At 72.5% G+C, this 19,513-nt stretch carries 19 protein-coding genes; 7 read left to right on the top strand and 12 right to left on the bottom strand.

Annotated features, from left to right (window positions below; all coding sequences use genetic code 11):
• Positions 1-51: 51 nt before the first annotated feature.
• Both ABZ915_RS21105 and ABZ915_RS21100 read right to left on the bottom strand, forming a co-directional pair.
• Positions 52-1,470 (bottom strand): HEAT repeat domain-containing protein, encoded by a 1,419-nt coding sequence (locus tag ABZ915_RS21105; RefSeq protein ID WP_361805004.1) that lies wholly within the window; start codon positions 1,468-1,470, stop codon positions 52-54.
• A 301-nt stretch (positions 1,471-1,771) separates the two neighbouring features.
• Positions 1,772-2,164: an ankyrin repeat domain-containing protein gene (locus ABZ915_RS21100; protein ID WP_361441351.1), complete on the bottom strand. Its 393-nt coding sequence runs from the start codon at positions 2,162-2,164 to the stop codon at positions 1,772-1,774.
• 344 nt (positions 2,165-2,508) lie between these two features.
• Here ABZ915_RS21100 and ABZ915_RS21095 point away from each other — a divergent pair, with 344 nt between their 5' ends.
• Together ABZ915_RS21095 and ABZ915_RS21090 are read left to right on the top strand one after the other, a co-directional pair.
• Positions 2,509-2,703: a hypothetical protein gene (locus ABZ915_RS21095; protein WP_361441348.1), complete on the top strand. Its 195-nt coding sequence runs from the start codon at positions 2,509-2,511 to the stop codon at positions 2,701-2,703.
• Between the two features lie 49 nt (positions 2,704-2,752).
• On the top strand, positions 2,753-4,345 hold the full coding sequence (locus tag ABZ915_RS21090; RefSeq protein ID WP_361805000.1) for a hypothetical protein: 1,593 nt from the start codon (positions 2,753-2,755) through the stop codon (positions 4,343-4,345).
• A gap of 12 nt (positions 4,346-4,357) precedes the next feature.
• Here ABZ915_RS21090 and ABZ915_RS21085 read toward each other — a convergent pair whose 3' ends face one another.
• Positions 4,358-5,866: a PLP-dependent aminotransferase family protein gene (locus ABZ915_RS21085; protein ID WP_361804997.1), complete on the bottom strand. Its 1,509-nt coding sequence runs from the start codon at positions 5,864-5,866 to the stop codon at positions 4,358-4,360.
• 118 nt (positions 5,867-5,984) lie between these two features.
• On the opposite strand from ABZ915_RS21085, the gene ABZ915_RS21080 reads away from it, so the two are divergent.
• The 4 genes from ABZ915_RS21080 (at position 5,985) to ABZ915_RS21065 (ending at position 9,454) form a co-directional block, all read left to right on the top strand.
• Positions 5,985-6,620 (top strand): hypothetical protein, encoded by a 636-nt coding sequence (locus tag ABZ915_RS21080; protein WP_361804994.1) that lies wholly within the window; start codon positions 5,985-5,987, stop codon positions 6,618-6,620.
• Positions 6,617-7,384, top strand: a complete 768-nt coding sequence (locus ABZ915_RS21075) for a glycerophosphodiester phosphodiesterase (RefSeq protein ID WP_361804991.1) — start codon at positions 6,617-6,619, stop codon at positions 7,382-7,384. The genes ABZ915_RS21080 and ABZ915_RS21075 overlap by 4 nt, the downstream gene beginning before the upstream one ends.
• A gap of 78 nt (positions 7,385-7,462) precedes the next feature.
• Positions 7,463-8,812 (top strand): MFS transporter, encoded by a 1,350-nt coding sequence (locus ABZ915_RS21070; RefSeq protein ID WP_361804988.1) that lies wholly within the window; start codon positions 7,463-7,465, stop codon positions 8,810-8,812.
• A gap of 267 nt (positions 8,813-9,079) precedes the next feature.
• A complete protein-coding gene (locus ABZ915_RS21065; protein ID WP_009187548.1) occupies positions 9,080-9,454 on the top strand; it encodes an RNA polymerase-binding protein RbpA in 375 nt (124 codons plus the stop codon).
• Between the two features lie 128 nt (positions 9,455-9,582).
• On the opposite strand, the gene fxsA is transcribed toward ABZ915_RS21065, so the two are convergent.
• The 4 genes from fxsA to ABZ915_RS21045 all read right to left on the bottom strand — a co-directional run bounded on the left by fxsA (position 9,583) and on the right by ABZ915_RS21045 (position 13,664).
• On the bottom strand, positions 9,583-10,140 hold the full coding sequence (gene fxsA / locus ABZ915_RS21060) for an FxsA family membrane protein (RefSeq protein ID WP_361804985.1): 558 nt from the start codon (positions 10,138-10,140) through the stop codon (positions 9,583-9,585).
• Between the two features lie 68 nt (positions 10,141-10,208).
• Entirely contained in the window at positions 10,209-11,006 is a 798-nt protein-coding gene (locus tag ABZ915_RS21055; RefSeq protein WP_361804982.1) for a polyprenol monophosphomannose synthase, read from the bottom strand.
• Positions 11,007-11,543: 537 nt separating this feature from the next.
• Positions 11,544-13,160: an amidohydrolase gene (locus ABZ915_RS21050; RefSeq protein WP_361804979.1), complete on the bottom strand. Its 1,617-nt coding sequence runs from the start codon at positions 13,158-13,160 to the stop codon at positions 11,544-11,546.
• 63 nt (positions 13,161-13,223) lie between these two features.
• A complete protein-coding gene (locus ABZ915_RS21045) occupies positions 13,224-13,664 on the bottom strand; it encodes an Lrp/AsnC family transcriptional regulator (RefSeq protein WP_361804976.1) in 441 nt (146 codons plus the stop codon).
• Between the two features lie 268 nt (positions 13,665-13,932).
• On the opposite strand from ABZ915_RS21045, the gene ABZ915_RS21040 reads away from it, so the two are divergent.
• Positions 13,933-14,385 (top strand): hypothetical protein, encoded by a 453-nt coding sequence (locus ABZ915_RS21040; RefSeq protein WP_361804973.1) that lies wholly within the window; start codon positions 13,933-13,935, stop codon positions 14,383-14,385.
• Between the two features lie 5 nt (positions 14,386-14,390).
• On the opposite strand, the gene ABZ915_RS21035 is transcribed toward ABZ915_RS21040, so the two are convergent.
• The 5 genes from ABZ915_RS21035 to ABZ915_RS21015 form a co-directional block, all read right to left on the bottom strand.
• On the bottom strand, positions 14,391-15,497 hold the full coding sequence (locus ABZ915_RS21035) for a phosphotransferase family protein (protein ID WP_361804970.1): 1,107 nt from the start codon (positions 15,495-15,497) through the stop codon (positions 14,391-14,393).
• Between the two features lie 101 nt (positions 15,498-15,598).
• The gene (locus ABZ915_RS21030) at positions 15,599-16,705 is read right to left on the bottom strand and encodes a hypothetical protein (RefSeq protein ID WP_361804967.1); all 1,107 of its coding nucleotides are present in this window, start codon (positions 16,703-16,705) and stop codon (positions 15,599-15,601) included.
• 342 nt (positions 16,706-17,047) lie between these two features.
• Positions 17,048-18,220 (bottom strand): acyl-CoA dehydrogenase family protein, encoded by a 1,173-nt coding sequence (locus ABZ915_RS21025; RefSeq protein ID WP_361804964.1) that lies wholly within the window; start codon positions 18,218-18,220, stop codon positions 17,048-17,050.
• A 274-nt stretch (positions 18,221-18,494) separates the two neighbouring features.
• Positions 18,495-19,154: a helix-turn-helix domain-containing protein gene (locus ABZ915_RS21020; protein ID WP_361804961.1), complete on the bottom strand. Its 660-nt coding sequence runs from the start codon at positions 19,152-19,154 to the stop codon at positions 18,495-18,497.
• A 123-nt stretch (positions 19,155-19,277) separates the two neighbouring features.
• On the bottom strand, positions 19,278-19,424 hold the full coding sequence (locus ABZ915_RS21015; protein ID WP_361804958.1) for an SCO1431 family membrane protein: 147 nt from the start codon (positions 19,422-19,424) through the stop codon (positions 19,278-19,280).
• Between the last annotated feature and the right edge of the window lie 89 nt (positions 19,425-19,513).

The raw sequence follows: 19,513 nt of genomic DNA, 5'->3' as shown, positions 1-19,513 counted from the left end.
GAGCAGGTCAGGCCGTGTCCATGCCCTCCTGACCCGCGGGTCATCCGGTGTTCACGCGGTGAGTCCCTCCGGTCCGATCCTGCTGCGCACGGCGGTCTGGACCTCGGCCTCCTCGGCCGGATCGGCGGCGAGCCGGCGCAGTTGCTCGACCACGCGGGCGTCGCCCGTCTCGGCGTGCCGGGCGGCGAGTTCGCGGGTGGTCTCCTCGCAGTCCCAGAGGCATTCGACGGCGAATCCGGTGGGGAAGGAGGGATCGGTGGCGGCCAGCGCGCGGGCGGCACGGCCGCGGAGATGCGAGGAGGCGGTCTCGCGGTAGATGTGGCGCAGGACGGGTGCGGCGCAGGCGATGCCGAGGCGTCCGGTGCCGTCGACGAGGGTCCACAGCGTCGGCGCGTCGGGGCCCTCGCCCCGTACGGCCTCGCGCAGGGCACCCAGCACGAGGTCGCTGTCCTGGGCGCCGCCGCGGCAGGCGAGCATGCGTCCGGCGGCGGCGCCGAGGGCGTCGGGCCGGTGGGCCCACCCGCGCGCGCGGTCGACGGCGGCGATGCTGCGCATCCGTTCGAAGGCGTCCACGGCGGCCTCGACGACGGGCGTGGTGCCGTCGGCGACCGCGGCCTCGACGAGGTCGAGGGCGACGGGGTCGTTGCTGTCGGCGAGGTAGCGCAGGGCGGTACACCGGGCTCCCTCGGTGCCGTCCTTGGCGGCCCGCAGGATCTCCGGCCGGTCCTCGGGGCCGGCGACGGCGACCAGGCAGCGGGCGGCCGGGACGTGCAGGGTGGCGCCGCGCTCGACGCCCTGCTGGGCCCATTCGAGGACGGCCCGCACGCTCCAGTCCGGGCGGGGCCCGCTGGGCCGCATCTGCCGCTGCCAGCGGTCGAAGCAGCCCGCCTCCTGGGCGGCACGCACACGCGTGGCGACCGATTCGCGCGGATCCTCGGCCCACAACCGCCACGGCCGGGGCTCGAAGGCGTCGCGCACGGCGACGGCCAGCTCGGCCTCGCCCTCGGGGTCGGTGGGGAAACGCGCCAGGACGGGTGCGGCGAGGGCGCGCAGGCCCGCGTCGTCGTCGCGGAGCGCGAGCTCGTCGAGGGCCCAGGCCCAGTTGGTGCCGTGAGCGGCGTACCTGCGCAGCAGTTCGAGCGCGTCTCGCCTGCCGTACGAGGCGAGGTGCCCGAGGACCGCGAGCGCCAGTCCGGTACGGGACTCCTCGGTGTCGAGGACGTCCTCGGTGTCGAACAGGTGCGCCTCGATGGCGTCGAGTTCACCGTTCAGGTCGAGGTACAGGCGGGCGTAGTAGAGGGAGCGGTTCTCCACCTGCCAGTCGTGGCGGGGATCGCGCAGCACGCAGTGGTTCAGGGCCGCGAGCGCCTCGGCGCGCGGGGCGGTGAGCGCGTGCAGCGTGCCGTCGCCACGGCCCCGCTGGAGCAGGCCGAGCAGCGTACCGCTGGGCGCTATGACCGGATCGAACATGGGAAACAGCCTCACATCAAGCGTCGACGCAACCGGGGAACACGCACTACCTGGCCGCGTGACACAACGTCGGGGCGCCCGCCGTCTCTTGCTTGCTGTAGACCATCTCTCTCTGCCTCTCGTCTGTGGCCCATGCGGACCGCATCACGGTCCGCGCGGTGCGGCAACACCTGCCCAGCCATCGCGTCCGTGAATCACGACGTCATGATGACCCGCGGGTTTCTCCTGCCGCGACCGTATTTCCGGCGGCCCTTTACCGCCTCCCCCGTTTTCCGTGTCGTACCTGGTCAGGACGTTCGGATCAGTGTGCGCCGAACAATTCCAGGAGTTCTGCCTTGCCGAACATCCGGGCGGTGTCGACGGCCGACGGGGTTCCCGCCCCGGGGTCGGCGCCGCCTTCCAGGAGTGCTTTGATCACGTCCGTCTCACCCTTGAAGACGGCTCCCGCGAGCGGGGTCTGGCCCCGGTCGTTCACCTGGTCGGGCGTGGCGCCCCGGGCGAGCAGTGCCCGCACCGCCTCGGCATGCCCGTGATAGGCCGCGAGCATGACCAGCGAGTCACCGCGGTCGTTGGTGAGGTCGGCCGGAACACCCGCGTCGACGTACGCCACGAGCGCCTCGGTCCGCCCCTTGCGGGCCAGATCGAAGATCTTGGTCGCCAGCTCCACGACCTCGGGGTCGGGGGCTTCACTCATCGGCCTGACCGCCTCTCCTTGGAACTTGGGCACTCCGGGAGCTCCGGGAACTTCCGGTGACCGGGGGAGCGTACGGCAGTGGCGCGACCCGCCGCCGTACGAGTGAATCGCCAGCGTACTGGTTCCGGGGGCACATGACCCGATCTGCCCGAGGTAAAGATCACCCCTGCGGCACCAGGCACCCCGCCCGGCACGGGACACCCGCCCAACCGGACTCGCAGCATTGGACCACCCGGGCGAAATAAGCCGTAATTCACCCAGTTGCACCTTTTATCGTATGGATACATGCTGTGATCCTGGAAGAACTCAGGGTGACTGTCCCCCTCGACACCAGGAGACCTCAAATGATCCTCTCCATCTCAGGCGTCATGCTGCTCGGCGTCATCGTCTTCCTCTTCTTCAGGAAGGACGGGCTCAAGGGCTCGCACGCATGCACCTCGGCACTGTTCGGCTTCTACCTGGCGAGCACCGGCATCGCCCCGAGCATCAAGGCCGGCGGCGAGAGCCTGGCGGGGCTACTGGGCGGCATCAAGTTCTGAGCGACCCGACGCCGACCGTCCCGCCCGTACGCACCCCCAGGAGACAGCAGTGGCCCGGCGCCCTCTTCCCCGCATTCTGAGCACCGGCGGCGCGCACATCGCCAGGAGCCGGGAGCTGGCCCGGACCGCGGCCGACAGCGCCACCGACGTCCTCCACCCGCTGATCACCGTCACACGCGGGTTGCGCCGGCTGGCCGCGGCCGGCCGGCACAGATGGGCGGAGACGCCCAAGGACAGGCGCGGGCCACTGCTGTTCCTGGCGGCCTCGGCGGTCATGGTCGTGGCCCTGGTGCCGTACGGACCGCTGCTCGCCGCCATCACACTGATGGCGGCGGCGGCCTGGCACGGACGGGACCGCACAGCAACCGGGCCGGCGGGACCCGACGAGTCCCAGACCCAGCGCCTCCAGTCGCTGTACGAGGCTCTCGTCCCCCACTTCTCCGCCGCCGACGACCCGGCTCCCCTGTACGCGCACGGCGGGGACTGGGAGCAGGCCTTCGCCGCGCACGAGTTCGACGGCGTGGGACGCGTCGGGCACCTGCTGATCCGGTACCCGGCGTACTTCCCGGACGGCGAGAGCGCGGCCCGCGCGCGGGTCGAGGCGCTGCTCGCCGCGAAGACCGGGCGGGGCCGGGAGTACCACTTCATGTGGGACCAGGAGGGCAACGAACTCACCGTCACCGTCCTCGCCCCGCTGCCCGCCGGCATCGCCGCCCAGCGGTTCGTCACCGCGCCCGGCGAGACGGTCCTCGGTTTCACCGACCCCACCGAGGTCCAGCGCACCCTGCCCCTCTCCTTCGGCGAGGAACAGCGGGACGTTCCTCCCGTCGTGTGGCGCACCGGCCTGCGCTCGACCGAGCCGCACCTGCTGGCCATGGGCCGGCCGGGCAGCGGCACCTCGACCCTGCTGCGGTCCGTCGCGCTCCAGGCCCTCCAGCACGGTGACGTGCTGATCGTCGACGGGGGCGGCACCGGCGAGTACGCCTGCCTGACCGGGCGCGACGGGGTGCTCGCGGTGGAGTGCGGACTGGCCGGGGCGCTGGCCAGTCTGGAGTGGGCCGCGCACGAGACGGAGCGCCGGCTCATCGCCGTCAACCGGACGCGCCAGGCGGGTCATCCGCCGCCGGACGACACCAGGCGGCCGCTGTGGATCCTGCTGGACCGGCCGAGCACCCTCTCCCATGTGGCCGCGGCGGACGGACGCAAGGATCCGCAGGGGCTGCTCCAGGTGCCGCTGCGGCACGGCCGGGCGGCCAATGTGACCGTGGCCGTGGCCGAGCAGTTCGACAGCGCCGACGTGCTGAGCGCGGCGGTACGGCAGCACACGCGCGCGCGTGTCGTGCTCGGGCCCGCGACGGCGGAGCAACTGGCCGACGTGCTGGGCGTGCCGCCGCACACCACACCGCCGGCCGAGGTGCCGCCGGGGCGGGGATACGCGCGGTTGGGCCACGGACCGGTGCACCGGTTGCAGGTGCCCTCGACGCCCGACCCGTACGACGACGACACCGATGAGGCAGACCGGCGGAGGGTGGTGGCGCTGCTGCCCCCGCGGACCACCCCGGCGGAGGCGGTGGAGCGGGCGCCGGAGCCGGTGGAGGCCCGGCCGGTGCCCGCGGAGGCCGTGCCGGCCGAGAGCTCGTGAGAACGAAACCCCCTAGGCCACGAACGTGCGCGGTGATTCCGTTCCGTTGCTCACGCCCGTCTCCACCAGGCGCGCGGCCGCGGCCAGCCGGGCCGCCGCCTCCTCCGCGACGGCTCCGCCGACCGTGAAGGGGAGCCGTACATAGCCCTCGAAGGCGCCGTCGACCCCGAAGCGCGGGCCCGACGGGACCCGTACACCCACCCGCTCCCCCGCCTCCGCGAGCCGCGAGCCCGACAGGCCTCCCGCGCGCACCCACAGGGTCAGGCCGCCGCTGGGGACCTGGAACTCCCAGGTGGGCAGTTCGCGGCGGATCGCGGTGACGAGGGCGTCGCGGTTCTCCCGGGCCTGGGCGCGGCGGAGGTCCACCGCCTGCTCCCAGCCGCCGGTGGTGAACAGCCAGTTGACGGCGAGCTGTTCCAGGACGGGCGTTCCCAGGTCGGCGTAGGCGCGCGCGGCGACCAGGCTGCGGATCACGTCCGGGGCCGCCCGCACCCAGCCGATGCGCATCCCGGCCCAGAAGGCCTTGCTCGCCGAACCGACCGTGATCACCGTGGAGCCGGCCGGGTCGAAGCCGCACACCGGGCGTGGCATCACCGAGCTGTCGAGGTCCTCGTCGAGCCACAGGTCGGTCATCGTCTCGTCGGCGACGAGCACCGTGCCCGCCGAGCGGGCCGCGTCCACCAGCCGGCGCCGCTGGTCCTCGCCGGCGAGGGCGCCGGTGGGGTTGTGGAAGTCGGCGACGACGTACGCGAGCCGGGGCGCGGCGTCCCGCAGGACCTGGCGCCAGCGGTCCATGTCCCATCCGCTGAGCCCCTCGCCCATCGCGACCGGTACGAGCCGGGCGCCCGCCTCGCGCATCAGCTGGAGGATGTTGGCGTACGACGGCGACTCCACGGCGATGCGCTCGCCGCGGCCCGCGAAGAGGTGGCAGATCGCGTCGATGGCGCCCATCGCGCCGGTCGTCACCATGATCTGCTCGGGCATGGTCGGGATCCCGCGCGCGGTGTACCGCTCGGCGATCACCGAGCGCAGCGCGGGCAGGCCGGCCGGATAGTCGCCGTGCGTGTGGGCGTACGGCGGCAGTTCCTCCAGGGCGCCCTGTACGGCACGGGTGAGCCATGGCTCGGGGGCGGGCAGGGCCGCGCAGCCCAGGTCGATGATCGAGCCGAGCGCCTCGGGCGGCAGGGGTTCCAGACCGCGGGCGGGCAGCGGGTTGCCCGCCGGGACCGCCGTCCAGCTGCCCGCGCCGCGCCGGGACTCCAGGAAGCCCTCGGTGCGCAGTGCCTCGTAGGCGGCCGCGACCGTGGTGCGGCTGACGGAGAGGGCGAGCGCCAGTTCGCGCTCGGCGGGCAGGCGGGCGGCCACCGGCACCCTGCCCTCCAGGACCAGCAGCCGGATGCCGTCGGCGAGTGCCCGGTAGGCGGGCGGACGGCGGGTACCGGGGCCGGCCGGGCGGTCCTGCTGGGAGTTGAGCAGCCGGGCGAGCTGCGCGGCACCCACTGCCGAGGTCCACTGAGCCATGACGATCAGTCCACCTTCTCCGGATTGGCCATGGATGGCTTGTCTTTCCAAGCCACAGAGTGGCACGCGTCAGGCCACTACCACCACCCGGGGGGATCCTTTGTCCGCGAAGCACCACATGGCGAGGCGGTTGATCCAGCTGTACGGGGGACTCGCGCTGTACGGCGCGAGCAGCGCGCTCCTGGTGAAGGCCGGTCTCGGTCTCGAGCCGTGGAACGTCCTGCACCAGGGCCTCGCGAAGCTCACGGGACTGAGCATGGGCGTCGTGCTCACGATCGTGGGCGCGGCGGTGCTGCTGCTGTGGGTGCCGCTGCGCCAGCGCCCCGGTCTCGGCACCGTCTCCAACGTCCTGGTGATCGGCGCCGCGATGGACGCCACGCTCTCCGCGCTGCCCGAGGTGCACGCCGTGGCCGTACGGATCCCGCTCCTGGTGGCCGGCATCGTGCTCAACGGCGCGGCGACCGGCCTCTACATCGCCGCGGACTTCGGCCCCGGTCCGCGTGACGGTCTGATGACCGGGCTGCACCGGCGCACGGGCCGCTCGATCCGGCTGATCCGCACCGCCGTGGAGCTCACGGTCGTGGCCACCGGGTTCGTCCTGGGCGGCACCGTCGGGCTGGGCACCGTGCTGTACGCGCTGTCGATCGGTCCGCTGGCCCAGTTGTTCCTGCGGCTGTTCGCCGTCCCGTCGGCATCCGGTGGCAGCACGGTGGTTGCCACCGGGTCACCCGAGAGGGTGATACTGCGCAGGTGACGACGCTCATCCGCCACCCGTACCTGGACCACCCCGGCCCCATCGCCTTCGCGCACCGGGGCGGGGCCGCCGACGGCCTGGAGAACACCGTGGCGCAGTTCCGCCGCGCGGTGGATCTCGGCTACCGGTACATGGAGACCGACGTGCACGCCACGGCGGACGGGGAGCTGGTGGCCTTCCACGACGCGACCCTGGACCGGGTCACGGACGGTGCGGGGCGGATAGCCGACCTGCCCTGGGAGGACGTCCGGCACGCGCGCGTGGCGGGCCGCGAGCCGGTGCCGCTCTTCGAGGAGCTGCTGGAGACCTTCCCGGGCGTCCGCTGGAACGTCGACTGCAAGGCGGAGCCCGCCCTGCGGCCGCTGCTGGCGCTGATCGAGCGGAGAGACGCCTGGGACCGCGTCTGCGTCGGCTCCTTCTCGGAGGCGCGGGTGCTGCGCGCCCAGCGGCTGGCCGGGCCGCGCCTGGCCACGTCGTTCGGTACGCGCGGGGTGCTCAACCTCCGGCTGCGCTCGTGGGGGCTGCCCGCGGCGGTGCGCCGGTCCGCGGTCGCCGCACAGGTGCCGGAGTCCCAGTCGGGTGTCCCGGTGGTCGACCACCGCTTCGTGCGCGTCGCCCACGCGCACGGGCTCCAGGTGCACGTGTGGACGATCAACGAACCGGAGCGGATGCACCGGCTCCTCGACCTCGGGGTCGATGGCATCATGACCGATCACATCGACACGTTGCGCAAGGTCATGGAGGACCGGGGCGTCTGGGTCTGAGCGGTCCGGCCCCCCGGCGCCGGGACCCCCGGAACAGGGCCCTTCGCACGGCACTTCAGCGGGGAAGCGAGGGCACGGGTGGGCACCGACACCGTGCAGGCCCAGGCGGCCGACGAGGCCGCCGGGCGGCGCCGCGAGCAGCGCGGCTGGTACTTCTACGACTGGGCGTGCTCGGTCTACTCGACGAGCGTGCTGACCGTGTTCCTGGGCCCCTACCTGACGTCGGTCGCCGAGTCGGCGGCGGACGCCGACGGCTTCGTCCACCCGCTGGGCGTGCCGGTCCGGGCCGGGTCCTTCTTCGCGTACTCGGTGTCCCTGTCGGTGATCGTGGCGGTCGTGGTGATGCCCCTCGTGGGCAGCGCGGCCGACCGCACCGGCCGCAAGAAGCCGCTCCTGGGGGCCGCCGCGTACGTGGGCGCGACGGCGACGACCGGGATGTTCTTCCTCGACGGCGACCGTTATCTGCTGGGCGGCGTCCTGCTGATCGTCGCGAACGCGGCGCAGTCCGTCGCGATGATGCTCTACAACTCCTACCTCCCGCAGATCGCCCCGCCCGAGGAACGCGACGCGGTCTCCTCCCGGGGCTGGGCCTTCGGTTACGCGGCCGGCTCCCTGGTGCTGATCGGCGACCTGGTGCTGTACTCCGCGCACGACTCCTTCGGGCTCTCCGAGACGGCGGCGGTCCGTGTCTGTCTGGCGTCGGCCGGTCTGTGGTGGGGCGCCTTCACGCTCGTACCGCTGCGGCGGCTGCGCGACCGCGGCGCCGGGGCGGTGCGGGAGGCCACCGCCCCCGGGCTGCGGCAGCTGAGGGCCACCGTCCGGGACATGCGCCGCCACCCGCTGACGCTGGCCTTCCTGCTGGCCTTCCTCGTCTACAACGACGGCATCCAGACGGTGATCTCCCAGGCCTCGGTCTACGGCTCCGAGGAGCTGGGGCTCGGACAGTCGACGCTCATCGGGGCCGTGCTCCTGGTGCAGGTGCTGGCCGTCGCCGGCGCCCTGGCGATGGGGCGGCTGGCCCGGACGTACGGGGCGAAGCGGACGATCCTCGGATCACTCGTCGCCTGGACGTTCACGCTGGGCGCCGGATACTTCCTGCCCGCCGGGGCGCCGGTGTGGTTCTTCGTGCTCGCGGCGGGCATCGGGCTGGTCCTCGGCGGCAGCCAGGCGCTCTCCCGGTCACTGTTCTCACATCTGGTCCCGCCCGGCAAGGAGGCCGAGTACTTCGCGGCGTACGAGATGAGCGACCGCGGGATGAGCTGGCTCGGGCCGCTGCTGTTCGGTGTCACCTACCAGCTGACCGGCAGCTACCGCTCGGCGATCATCTCGCTCGTGGCCTTCTTCGTCATCGGGTTCGCGCTGCTCGCACGGGTCCCGGTACGGCAGGCGATCGGAGAGGCGGGCAATCCTGTTCCGGAGAAGATTTAGCGCTCAACACGAAAGGGAGGTAGTGTACGCGTTTGGCCTGCCAGGCGTACCGTTACTGCGCGTCAAAGAAGCCGAAACGCTAGGTGACATCTGCTTTCAGATGTGACAAACCGGGCGCTGGTGGGTACAACAAGGGGCGGCTACGACGGCGATGCATGACCCGGAACGGGACACCGAACGGGAATCTTTACCGCCGACCGGACGTTGACCGGATGACGACGACAGCGACACCTGTCCTGTGGGCGACAAGCCCGGGAGGCACGATTCATGAGTGAGCGAGCTCTTCGCGGTACGCGCCTCGTGGTGACCAGCTACGAGACGGACCGCGGCATCGACCTGGCGCCCCGCCAGGCCGTGGAGTACGCATGCGAGAAGGGGCACCGGTTCGAGATGCCCTTCTCGGTGGAGGCGGAGATCCCGCCGGAGTGGGAGTGCAAGGTCTGCGGAGCCCCTGCGCTCCTGGTGGACGGCGACGGCCCTGAGGAGAAGAAGGCCAAGCCCGCGCGTACGCACTGGGACATGCTGATGGAGCGACGCACCCGCGAGGAACTCGAAGAGGTCCTCGAGGAGCGTCTGGCGGTACTGCGCTCCGGGGCGATGAACATCGCGGTTCACCCCCGGGACAGCCGCAAGTCGGCGTAGTCCCGAACAGGGACGCGACGGATTTTCAGCGCACGTGAGTCAACCGCGGGCGCCGTACGAGAAGTGTGCGTACGGCGCCCGCGGTTTTCGTGCTGCACCCCTCCCGGGGAGGGGCCGGCGAGTCACGTTCAGCGGGTCAGCGGAGGTCGCTGCTCACGGGAGGTGTCCGCGGGCTCGTCCCTGATCACCTCGCCCTGCACCACCTTCCCGTCGGACCGGTGGATCCGCGCCTGCTGGAAGGCGTCGCCCAGGCTGCCGGGCACGGCCGCGCGGAGTTTACGGTCGAACGTGCGCTCGGCGTAGCTGCTCAGGGCCTTCTGGACCGGCGGGATCAGCAGCAGCAGGCCCACCGCGTCCGAGATCAGGCCGGGGATGATCAGCAGCAGGCCGCCGAGCATCATCAGGCCGTTGCCGGAGCCCTTCGAGGGCGAGCCGCCCCGTTGCAAGGCCTCGTTGAGGTTCCGGAAGGCGCGGCGGCCGGCCCGCTTGATGACCACGGAACCGGCGACGAGGCCCGCCACCAGCAACAGGAACACCGTGAGGCCGCCGGCCGCGCCCGCGACCACCGTCAGCAGCCAGATCTCCAGCACCACCCAGGCGGCGATCCCCAGCGGCAGGAAGGTGCGCAGCCGGGAACGCCGGGGCCGCGTGCTGGGCTGCTGAGAGGTCGGAACGCCAGTCGTCATGCCACCAGTGTGCCCGGACCCGGCTCAGTGCGGGATAAGGGGTCGGTGAACCCTGGTGAACCGCGTGATCAGCGAGCCTGCCCGCCCTTGCCCGTGATCTTGCCCAGCCTGTCCCCCACGCCCCACGCCGTGACCCGCCACAGCGCCTCCACCACGATGTCGCGGCTCATCTTGGAGTCGCCGAGCTCCCGCTCCACGAACGTGATGGGCACCTCGACCACGTGGTAGCCGGCCTTGACCGCGCGCCGGGCCAGGTCGACCTGGAAGCAGTAGCCCTGCGAGGCCACCTCTTCGAGTCCGAGGCCCTCCAGGGTCTCGCGGCGGAAGGCACGGAAACCGCCGGTCACGTCGCGGATCGGCACGTCGAGCATGAGCCGTGAGTAGGTGGAGCCGCCACGGGAGAGGAACTCGCGGGACTTCGGCCAGTTCACCACCCGGCCGCCGGGCACCCAGCGGGAGCCGAGCACGAGGTCGGCGCCCTTGAGGGCGGTCAGCAGACGGGGCAGTTCCTCGGGCTGGTGGGAGCCGTCGGCGTCCATCTCGATCAGTACGCCGTAGCCGTTGTCCATGCCCCAGCGGAAGCCGGCGAGGTAGGCGGCGCCGAGGCCCTCCTTGCCCTTGCGGTGCAGCACCTGGACGTGGTCGTCCTCGACGGCGAGCTCATCGGCGAGCTTGCCCGTGCCGTCGGGGCTGTTGTCGTCCGCCACCAGCACATGCGCCTCGGGGACGGCCTTGCGCACCCGGCCGACGATGGACTTGACGTTCTCCGCCTCGTTGTAGGTCGGGATGATCACCAAGGCCGTGCCGAGCGGGCCGAACTGCCTCGCCCGGTCCTGTGCCGCGAGGGTCCCGTCGCCGTCGTTCACTGCTGCCCCTTCACATGTCGTACGCAGGGTCCACCATAGTGGCCGCTGCCTGCGCCGAAGCGACGGCTCGTGCGGAAGGCGGTGTCGATTCCCCAAGAACGGGGTAAGAATGTGCTTTTCGTTCCGCCTCCGGCTGCGGATGGGGGCCCGGCGCCCTTCGGGCCGACCTGGGACCCGCTGGCTGCGGATCGACCGAAAGCCGTTGTCTACTGAGCGACCGGGCCCCACCCGGGTCACACCTTCCCGACCCGGTCGGAAGCGTTCCCGCGTCGGCGCGGGCGCTGAGCCTGGCTCCCAGCGACGGTGCCCCGGTGCGGCACACCGTCCCTGACCCAGCGGCGCTGCGACGCGTACGCGAAATGCTTCCCGGTCGGGCGTCCGGTGGTGGACTCGGCCGAACCTACCGGCCCGCCGCCGCTGACTGTCAACACTCTCCTGACCTGCGGGAACAGGATCAATCGCCTGGTCAGAGGCGAGGATGCGCAGGTCGCGCGACGGGGCCGCGGCGGCCGATCGCCGCCTCGCCACCCCGGTAGATCACTCGCCCGGCCGTACGAACACCGTCCGTCCGCCCACGACGGTCCGAAGACAGACGGGCAGGTCGTGGCCGGGGGTCAGGTCGGGCAGCCCCGGGGTGCCGGAGCGGGGGTCGGTCGACCAGCGCGCCACCCGGTCGTCGGGGGCCTGGACGACGAGCGCGTCGGTACGCCAGACGGCGTAGTCGGCGGGCGCCCCGGGCACCAGGATCCCGGCGTCGTCCCGGCCGACGGCCCGCCAGCCGCCGCGCGTGTGCGCGGTGAACGCGGCTCGCACGGAGATCCGGTGTTCGGGCGTGCGGTGGAAGGCGGCCGCGCGGACGGTGCCCCAGGGGTCGAGGGGGGTGACCGGGCTGTCGGAACCGAACGCGAGGGGAACGCCCGCACGGAGCAGGGCGGCGAACGGATTCAGGGTCCGGGCCCGCTCCGCTCCCAGGCGCCGGGCGTACATGCCGTCCTCGCCGCCCCACAGCGCGTCGAAGGCGGGCTGGACGGACGCGGTCAGGCCCAGTTCGGCGAAGGCCGCGATGGTCTCCGGGGTGAGCATCTCGGCGTGCTCGACACGGTGCCGGGCGGCCCGGACCCGGGCGAGGCCGAGCTTCTCGGCGGCGGCCCGGACACCCTCGACCACGGTGCTGACGGCGGCGTCCCCGATGGCGTGGAAGCCCGCCTGGAGGCCGGCGTCCGTGCAGGCGGCGACGTGCTCGGCGACGGCGACCGCGTCGAAGTAGGCGGTGCCGGTGTGGTCCGCGTCGGTGTACGGCTGGTGCAGGCAGGCGGTGTGCGAGCCGAGCGCGCCGTCGACGAACAGGTCGCCCGCGGCGCCGAGCGCGCCCAGCTCCCGCGCCCTGGTGACGCCCTCCGCGTCGCGCTCCGCCCAGTAGCCGGTGACCCGCGGGCCCGGCTGCTCGGCGGCGAGCCTCAGCAGGCCGGAGAAGTCGTCCTCGGAGGAGATCTGCGGCCCGCCGCACTCGTGCACGGACCCGATGCCGAGGGAGGCGGCGTGCGCGAGGGCGGCCCGCTGCGCCTCGACGCGCTGCGCGGGGGTGACGGCGGCGAACGCGGCGGAGCGGACGGCGTGGTGGTCGTCGCGGGTGAGCGGGGCGTCGGCGCGGGACACCTCGCCCGGAACCAGGTCGAGCAGTGCACTGGTGACGACCGCCGAGTGGACGTCGATACGGGAGAGGTACAGCGGGCGGCCGCCGGTGGCCGCGTCGAGCTCCGCGCGTGCCGGGGGGCGGCCGCCGGGCCAGCGGGCGGCGTCCCAGCCGTGGCCGAGCAGCACGCGGTCGTCCGGGCGGGCGGCGGCGAAGTCCCGCACCCGGGCGAGGGCGGCCTCCAGCGAGGGCACGTCGGACAGGTCCAGGCCGGTCAGCGCGAGCCCGGTGGCGGTGGTGTGCACATGCGCGTCGGTGAACGCCGGGGTGACCAGCGCGCCGTCGAGGTCGATCACTTCGTCGACCCCGTCCGCGAAGGCGTCGGCGGCACCCTCCGAGCCGACCCAGGCGACCTGGCCGCGTTCCACGACCATCGCGGTGGCGAAGGGGTCGGCGGGGCTGTGCACCTCTCCGCGGCGCAGGAGGACGGTCTTGGGGTCGGCGGCGGGTCGTTCACTCATGCCCGACAGTCTCTCGCGCGGCACCCGGTACGTCGCAGGCGGGGCCGCCGCACCCCCGCCGCCTCAGATCTTCGGCGGCCGGGCCTCGTACGGTGTCGACAGCACCACCGTCGTACGGGTGGACACCCCGGCCAGGGACCGCAGCCGGGCGAGCAGTTCCTCCAGCTCGTGCGGGGTGGCCACGCGGACCTTGAGGATGTAGTTCTCGTCGCCCGCGACGCTGTGGCAGGCCTCGATCTCCGGGACGTCGGCGAGCCGGTCCGCGATGTCGTCGGGAGCGCTGGGGTCGAACGGTTTGACCGAGATGAAGGCGGTCATGGGCAGCCCGACGGCCTCGGGGTCGACGACCGCGGCGTAGCCGCGGATGACGCCACGCTGTTCCAGCCGGCGCACCCGCTGGTGCACGGCCGACGTGGACAGGCCCGTGGCCTTGCCCAGGTCTGTGTAGCTCATCCGCCCGTCTTTGACGAGCAGCTGCACGATCTGACGGTCCAGCTCCTCCATGGCGCCAAAACCTACAGTGCGCCCGATCTCCTCGGATACCTGAGCAGCCCAGGTCATGCCCGGTTCGTGATGTCCCCGAGAGCCCGCTGTGAGCCGGCTGAGGGACAAACACACCGCACCGGGCACCTGCGGGCGGCATGTGACGAACGCCACAGCCGGTGGACGGGCTCCGTGATGCTCTCGTGATTACCGCCGAGAGCGGACGGGAAGTGCTTGCTGTGGTCGAGGCCGCAGTGCCTTCACGGCCCAGCCTTAGGGGGAGAATCCCATGCAGAGTCTTAAGCGCCCTGGTCGCAGCATGCCCAAGCGGCAGCAGCCGGCCGTCGAGCCCGCGCCGGAGGGCGTCGAACCCGACGTCTTCGACGACACGCTCGATGCGGACGTCGAGGAACTCGACGCCTATGACACCTTCGAGATGTACCGGGTGATCTGCCCGGACTGCGCGCAGCCCATCGCCCTGCTGGCGGACGAGGAGATCCTGCCGGAGCACGCGCTGTGCGCCTCGCCGTGGAACCCGTTCGGCCTCACGGTGTGTGCCGGTACGGGCCGCCTCGCGGCCGACGCCCGCCCCGCGGACGAGTCCTTCCGTCCCCAGGAGCAGGACACCGCGCTCCTGCTGACCCTGCCGCAGGGCCTGAACTGGCGGACGCAGCCCTTCTCGCACGTCGGCGGCCCGGGCTCACGCCCGATGCGTGTGCCGGCGATGCGCCGGGCCGCCTGAGCCGGTCACCCCGCCGCATCCCCGTAGCTGCCCTGCACCATGGCCCGCAGGCTGCCGTGGTGCAGGATCAGTGTGTCCGGGTCCGCGGGCAGGGGCACCTCGCCGAAGTACACCTGTCGGCGGGCGACGCGCAGCATCACGATCGCGTGCCGCAGGGCCGCGTACAGGATGTGGAACTCCATGTCCCGGGGGGTGTGGCCGGTGAGTTCGGCGTAGCGGGCCTCGACCCGGTCGCGGCGCAGGAAGCCGGGCAGCCCGCGCTGTCCGGAGGCGGCCGTGAGGTCCTGGAAGAAGCGGTGCAGATAGATCATCCAGCCGAGGTCGGTCTCGCGCGGGGCCAGGGCCGCCATCTCCCAGTCGAGGACGGCCACGGGCGTGAAACCGTCGTCGTACAGGATGTTCCCGATGCGTGCGTCGCCCCAGCTGAGCACGGGTGTGCCGGGATCGCGCGGCCAGAGCTGCGCGAGCCGGTCGAAGGCGTCCTCGATCAGCGGCGAGCGGGCGACGCCGTCGACGACCCACTCGTAGTACGCGCGCTGGGCGTCGACGTGCCGCCGCAGCGGGTCCCCCGCACCCGGGAGCACCAGGAACTCCGCTTCCTGGGGCGGTACTTGGTCGTGCAGCCGGGCCAGGAGCCGCACGGTGGCCGCCTCCAGGCGCGCACGCTCCTCGTCGCTCGCCGCGTGCAGCCAGTTCCCCGCGTAGGTGTACGGCATGACGTCGGGCGGCACCCGTCCCTCGACCCGCGTCATGACGAAGAAGGGCGCGCCGAGCGGCTCCGGGTCCTCCTCGAGCCACAGCACGCGCGGTACCGGGACGTCCGTGCGCTCGGCGACCAGGCGCAGGGTGCGGTACTGGCGGACCATGTCGTACTCGGGGAAGACCGTGTACGCCGCCGGGTCCGCGGCGAGCCGCAACGCGCAGGCGCGCACGGGCGGTTCGGGATGCTCGATGTCGAAGAGCAGGGTCTCGCTGGACATGCCGTTGGACGCCGGGACGGCGATCCCGACCGCCTTGGCGCCGGGCAGGCGGGTGCCGAGCCAGGCGGTGAGGCGGCGGGCGAGGTCCTCGGGGTCGCGGGTGGTGGTGCGCGGGCGGGGTGCCGTGGCCATCTTCCCTCCTTCGGCGGGCGACTTCAGGGGGCCACTTCAACGGCCGACCTCAACGGCCGACTTCAACGGCCGACTTCAACTGGCGACTTCAACTGGCGACTTCAGGGTGCGACCGAGTCGAAGCCGGTGAAGCCGCTCGGGTCGTGCCGGCCGAACGAGCCGTGCTCGAAGATCCCGTGGCCGGTCTGCCCGTCGAGCCGGAAGCGGGCCGCGTGGTCGGTGACTCCGTAGGCGGCCAGGGGGTGGGCCGAGGGGGCCGAGAGGTCGTACGTACACCGGTCGGTCCAGCCGCGTCCGCGCCAGGTGCCGTGCTGCCAGTCGTCGGCGGGTGGGTAGCCGGCGCCGACGGCGAGCGGGGAGGAGGTAAGGATCTCCACTTCCAGCTCCCGGGGCTTCCGCGCGTCGCCGAGGAGGATCAGGGCCCGTTCGGGGTCGCGCGTGCCGGGGCGGTAGGTGATCTCGGCCTGGGGCCAGCCGAGTTGGCGATCGCGCCGGCCGGGGTGGACGAGGGTGGCGTCGTTCAGGGTGCGGTAGCCGTCGGCGTCCTCCTGGGTGACGACCATCAGGAAGCGGCCGGCGAAGCGGACCGGGCACCAGATCCAGTGGAAGCCCTCGGTCGGGTGGTCCTCGGCGAGCCGGCCGCCCTCCTCCCCCGGGACGGGGCGCACCCCCCAGCTGCGGTCGCGGGTGCCGGTCCACTCGGTGGCGGAGACCCGGAACTCCTCGCCCCCGGCGCGGATCACCCCGGCCGCACCGCCCGCCTGGACGAAGCGGCGGCCCTCGAGGGTGAGCCGGTCGCCGCGCCGCTGGAGGTGGTGGGGCTCCCACAGGGCCGGGAACTCGGCGGTCCAGGTCAGGTCGTACGAGAGCGTGTCGTCGTCGCAGACCAGGCGCAGCCGTCGCAGCGGCTCCTCGACCTCGATCCGGAGCGGGCCGACGGCGAGGCGCGTCCGGTCCTCGCCGAGCGCGTCCGAGGCCCGGACGGCGTGCAGGGTGTCGCCCCTGCGCAGGGTGGCGTAGGCGTCGATCACGCCCAGGTTCGGGTACACCCCGAGGCCCGCGATCAGCAGTGCGCGTCCCTCGTGGTCGAGGACGTGGAAGATGCAGCGGTCGTAGGCGTTGCGGTCCCCCGTCGCGACGTGCTTCATCGACAGGGGCACCTGGTGCACGGGGTACTCGTCGAGCGGTACGGGACGGTCGTCGGGCACGGCACCTCCCTGGCGGCGGCTGGGCTGACGGTACGTCAGACGGTCGCCGGAGACCAGACCCGGAGTGGGACGGCCGCGAACGCACTCCCGATTCCGCCGGGCGGTGACCTGCCCGCCGGTGCGGGCGTTGCCCTGGTATGACCCCCACACAATCGGCGACCGGGCGTCAGTACCGCGTGTTCGTCCCCCCGCCCACGGGATCGGTCCCGCCGCCCCCGCCGCAGGACCCGCCCATCTACCGCGATCTGATGCGCGCCTGGGCGGACCGGGGCCGCACCCTGCCGGGCCGCCACGACCCGGAGTGGGTCAGGCTGGCGGCCCCGCCGGTCGCCCTCGGGCAGTTCAGCGGCCTTCCGGCCCCGCGACGTGACGGGCGATGACCATCCGCTGGATCTGGTTGGTGCCCTCGACTATCTGCAGGACCTTGGCCTCGCGCATGTAGCGCTCCGTCGGGAAGTCCGCGGTGTAGCCGTATCCGCCGAGGATCTGCACGGCGTCGGTGGTCACGCGCATGGCGGTGTCGGTGCAGTGCAGCTTGGCCATGGCCGCCTGCTTGGCGAACGGCCGGCCGGCGTCCCGCAGCCGCGCCGCCGCCAGATACAGGGCGCGGCCCGCCTCGACCTGGGTGGCCATGTCGGCGAGCATGAAGCGCAGGCCCTGGAAGTCGGCGATCGGGCGGCCGAACTGCCGGCGGTCGGTGGCGTAGGCGACCGCCTCGTCCAGCGCCGCCTGCGCCAGACCGATCGCGCAGGCCGCGATGCCCAGCCGGCCGGAGTCGAGCGCGGACAGGGCGATGGCGAAGCCCTGGCCCTCCTCGCCGATGCGGCGCTCGTCCAGGACGCGTACGCCGTCGAAGTGGACCTGGGCGGTGGGCGAGCCCTTCATGCCCATCTTCTTCTCCGGCGCCGCGGCGCTCAGGCCCTCCGCGTCACCGGGCACCAGGAACGCGGTGATCCCTCGCGGGCCCTCCTCGCCGGTGCGGGCCATGACCGTGTAGAAGTCGGCGATGCCGCCGTGCGTGATCCACGCCTTGGTGCCGGTGATCACCCAGTCGTCGCCGTCCCGGACCGCCTTCGTCCGCAGCGAGGCGGCGTCCGAGCCCGAGGACGGCTCGGAGAGGCAGTACGCGCCGAGCAGCCCACCGCCGAGCATCGCGGGCAGATGCTCGACCTGCTGCTGCTTGGTGCCGTGGGCGGCGAGGGCGTAGGAGGCCAGGGTGTGCACGCTGATGCCGAGGCCGACGGTGAGGCGGACCGCCGCGAGCTCCTCCAGGACCTGGAGGTAGACCTCGTACGGCTGGTCGCCACCGCCGTACTCGGAGTCGTACGGCAGACCCAGCAGGCCCGATTGCGACAACAGGGTGAATGCCTCGCGCGGGAAGCGTCCGGCGTCCTCCTCCTCGGCCGCCTTGGGCGCGATCTCGCGCTGCGCGATGTCGCGGACGAGCGAGATCAGATCCCGGGCCTCGTCCGTGGGCAGTTGCCGGTCCACCGGCTGCGGGGCGCGGTCGGGCATGGCGACGCTCTCCTCCCTGTCGGGCGCATCGGCGGACGTGCGCCTTGGGTGGGGCGGCGCCGCCTGGTGTGTCTGGTCCGGCCGATGCGCGCGCTCCCGGATCTCGGAAGCCGCTGACCAGCGGCTGTGCGCTGTGAGTATGCCCGATCAGCGACCTCTCGTCACCAGTTAACGACCGCTCACTTCAAGAAGCCACCCCAGAATTCCCGACCCCGGAAAATTGGCTCAAACCAGGGGGCGGTGGTCTAGTCCCCGTGGTCCGCCCTCACGGGCGTCAGGCGTCCCGGCGGGCCGGTGCGGGGGCCGGGTAGGCGGGGTCCAGTTCCTCGATGGCGCGCAGGGCGCCGCCCAGGGTCTTCACCAGGAGCGTGCGCATGGTCTCGCGGGACAGGTCGGGGTGGTCGATCCAGTCCAGGGTGGCGCCCTCGACGCTGCACACCCAGGCGAGCAGGCCCATGCGGGCCAGCGGCGCGACCTCGCTGCGGCCGTACGCCCCCTCGGCGATGGTGGTCACGATCGCCTCGCGCACGCCGTCCCGGATGGCGTGCACCTCGGTGTCGAAGCCGACTCCGCCGCTGACGATGGTGCGGTAGGCGGCCTGGTGGTGCTCGGCGTAGCGCAGATAGCTGTCGATGGTGCGGTGGACGCGGTCCACGGCCGGGATGTCGAGACCGCTCGCGGCGTGGGTGACCAGGCCGGCGACGGAGTCATGGATGATCGCCAGGTAGTAGCCGCGCTTGGACCGGAAGTAGTAGTAGATCAGGCCCTTGGCGACATGCGCCTGCCGGGCGATGTCATCCATGGACAGCGCGTCGTAGGACGTGTCGGCGAACAACTTCCGCCCGATGGCGATGAGTTCGGCACGACGAGCCGCGGAACGCTCGGTACCGCGCGCCCGGGGACGGACGGCGGCACCCTGTTGCCTCATATTCAATTCGGACCCTGGTCTCGGGCGGGCTGCGGGACATCGGCAGTATGTCAGAACAACATCTCGCGCCCGCTGAACAACCCTTGTCCGACCGGGCCTTCAGGCCACGGTGGTCACCGGGCCCTCAGGTCAGAGCAGGCCGAGCCGGGTCACGAGCATGGCGATCACCGCGACCAGGACCCAGCCCATGACGTGCTCGAGGATCTTGGGCCCGTCGTCCTGCGGGCCGCCCGTGCGGGTCCGGGGACGGGCGGCGGTGGCTGAATGTGCGGTCATGGCGTCTCGCTGAGGTCTGTCGTGCCGGGTGGACTCCCCCCACCGTTCTGTCCACCTTGCCACCGATGGTGGCTTTCGCGACGGAGACG

The sequence above is a fragment of the Streptomyces sp. NPDC046915 genome (assembly GCF_040644935.1).
Taxonomy (GTDB): Bacteria; Actinomycetota; Actinomycetes; order Streptomycetales; family Streptomycetaceae; genus Streptomyces.
Note: the sequence above shows the minus strand (reverse complement) of the source record. Positions and strands in the feature narration are given on the sequence as shown.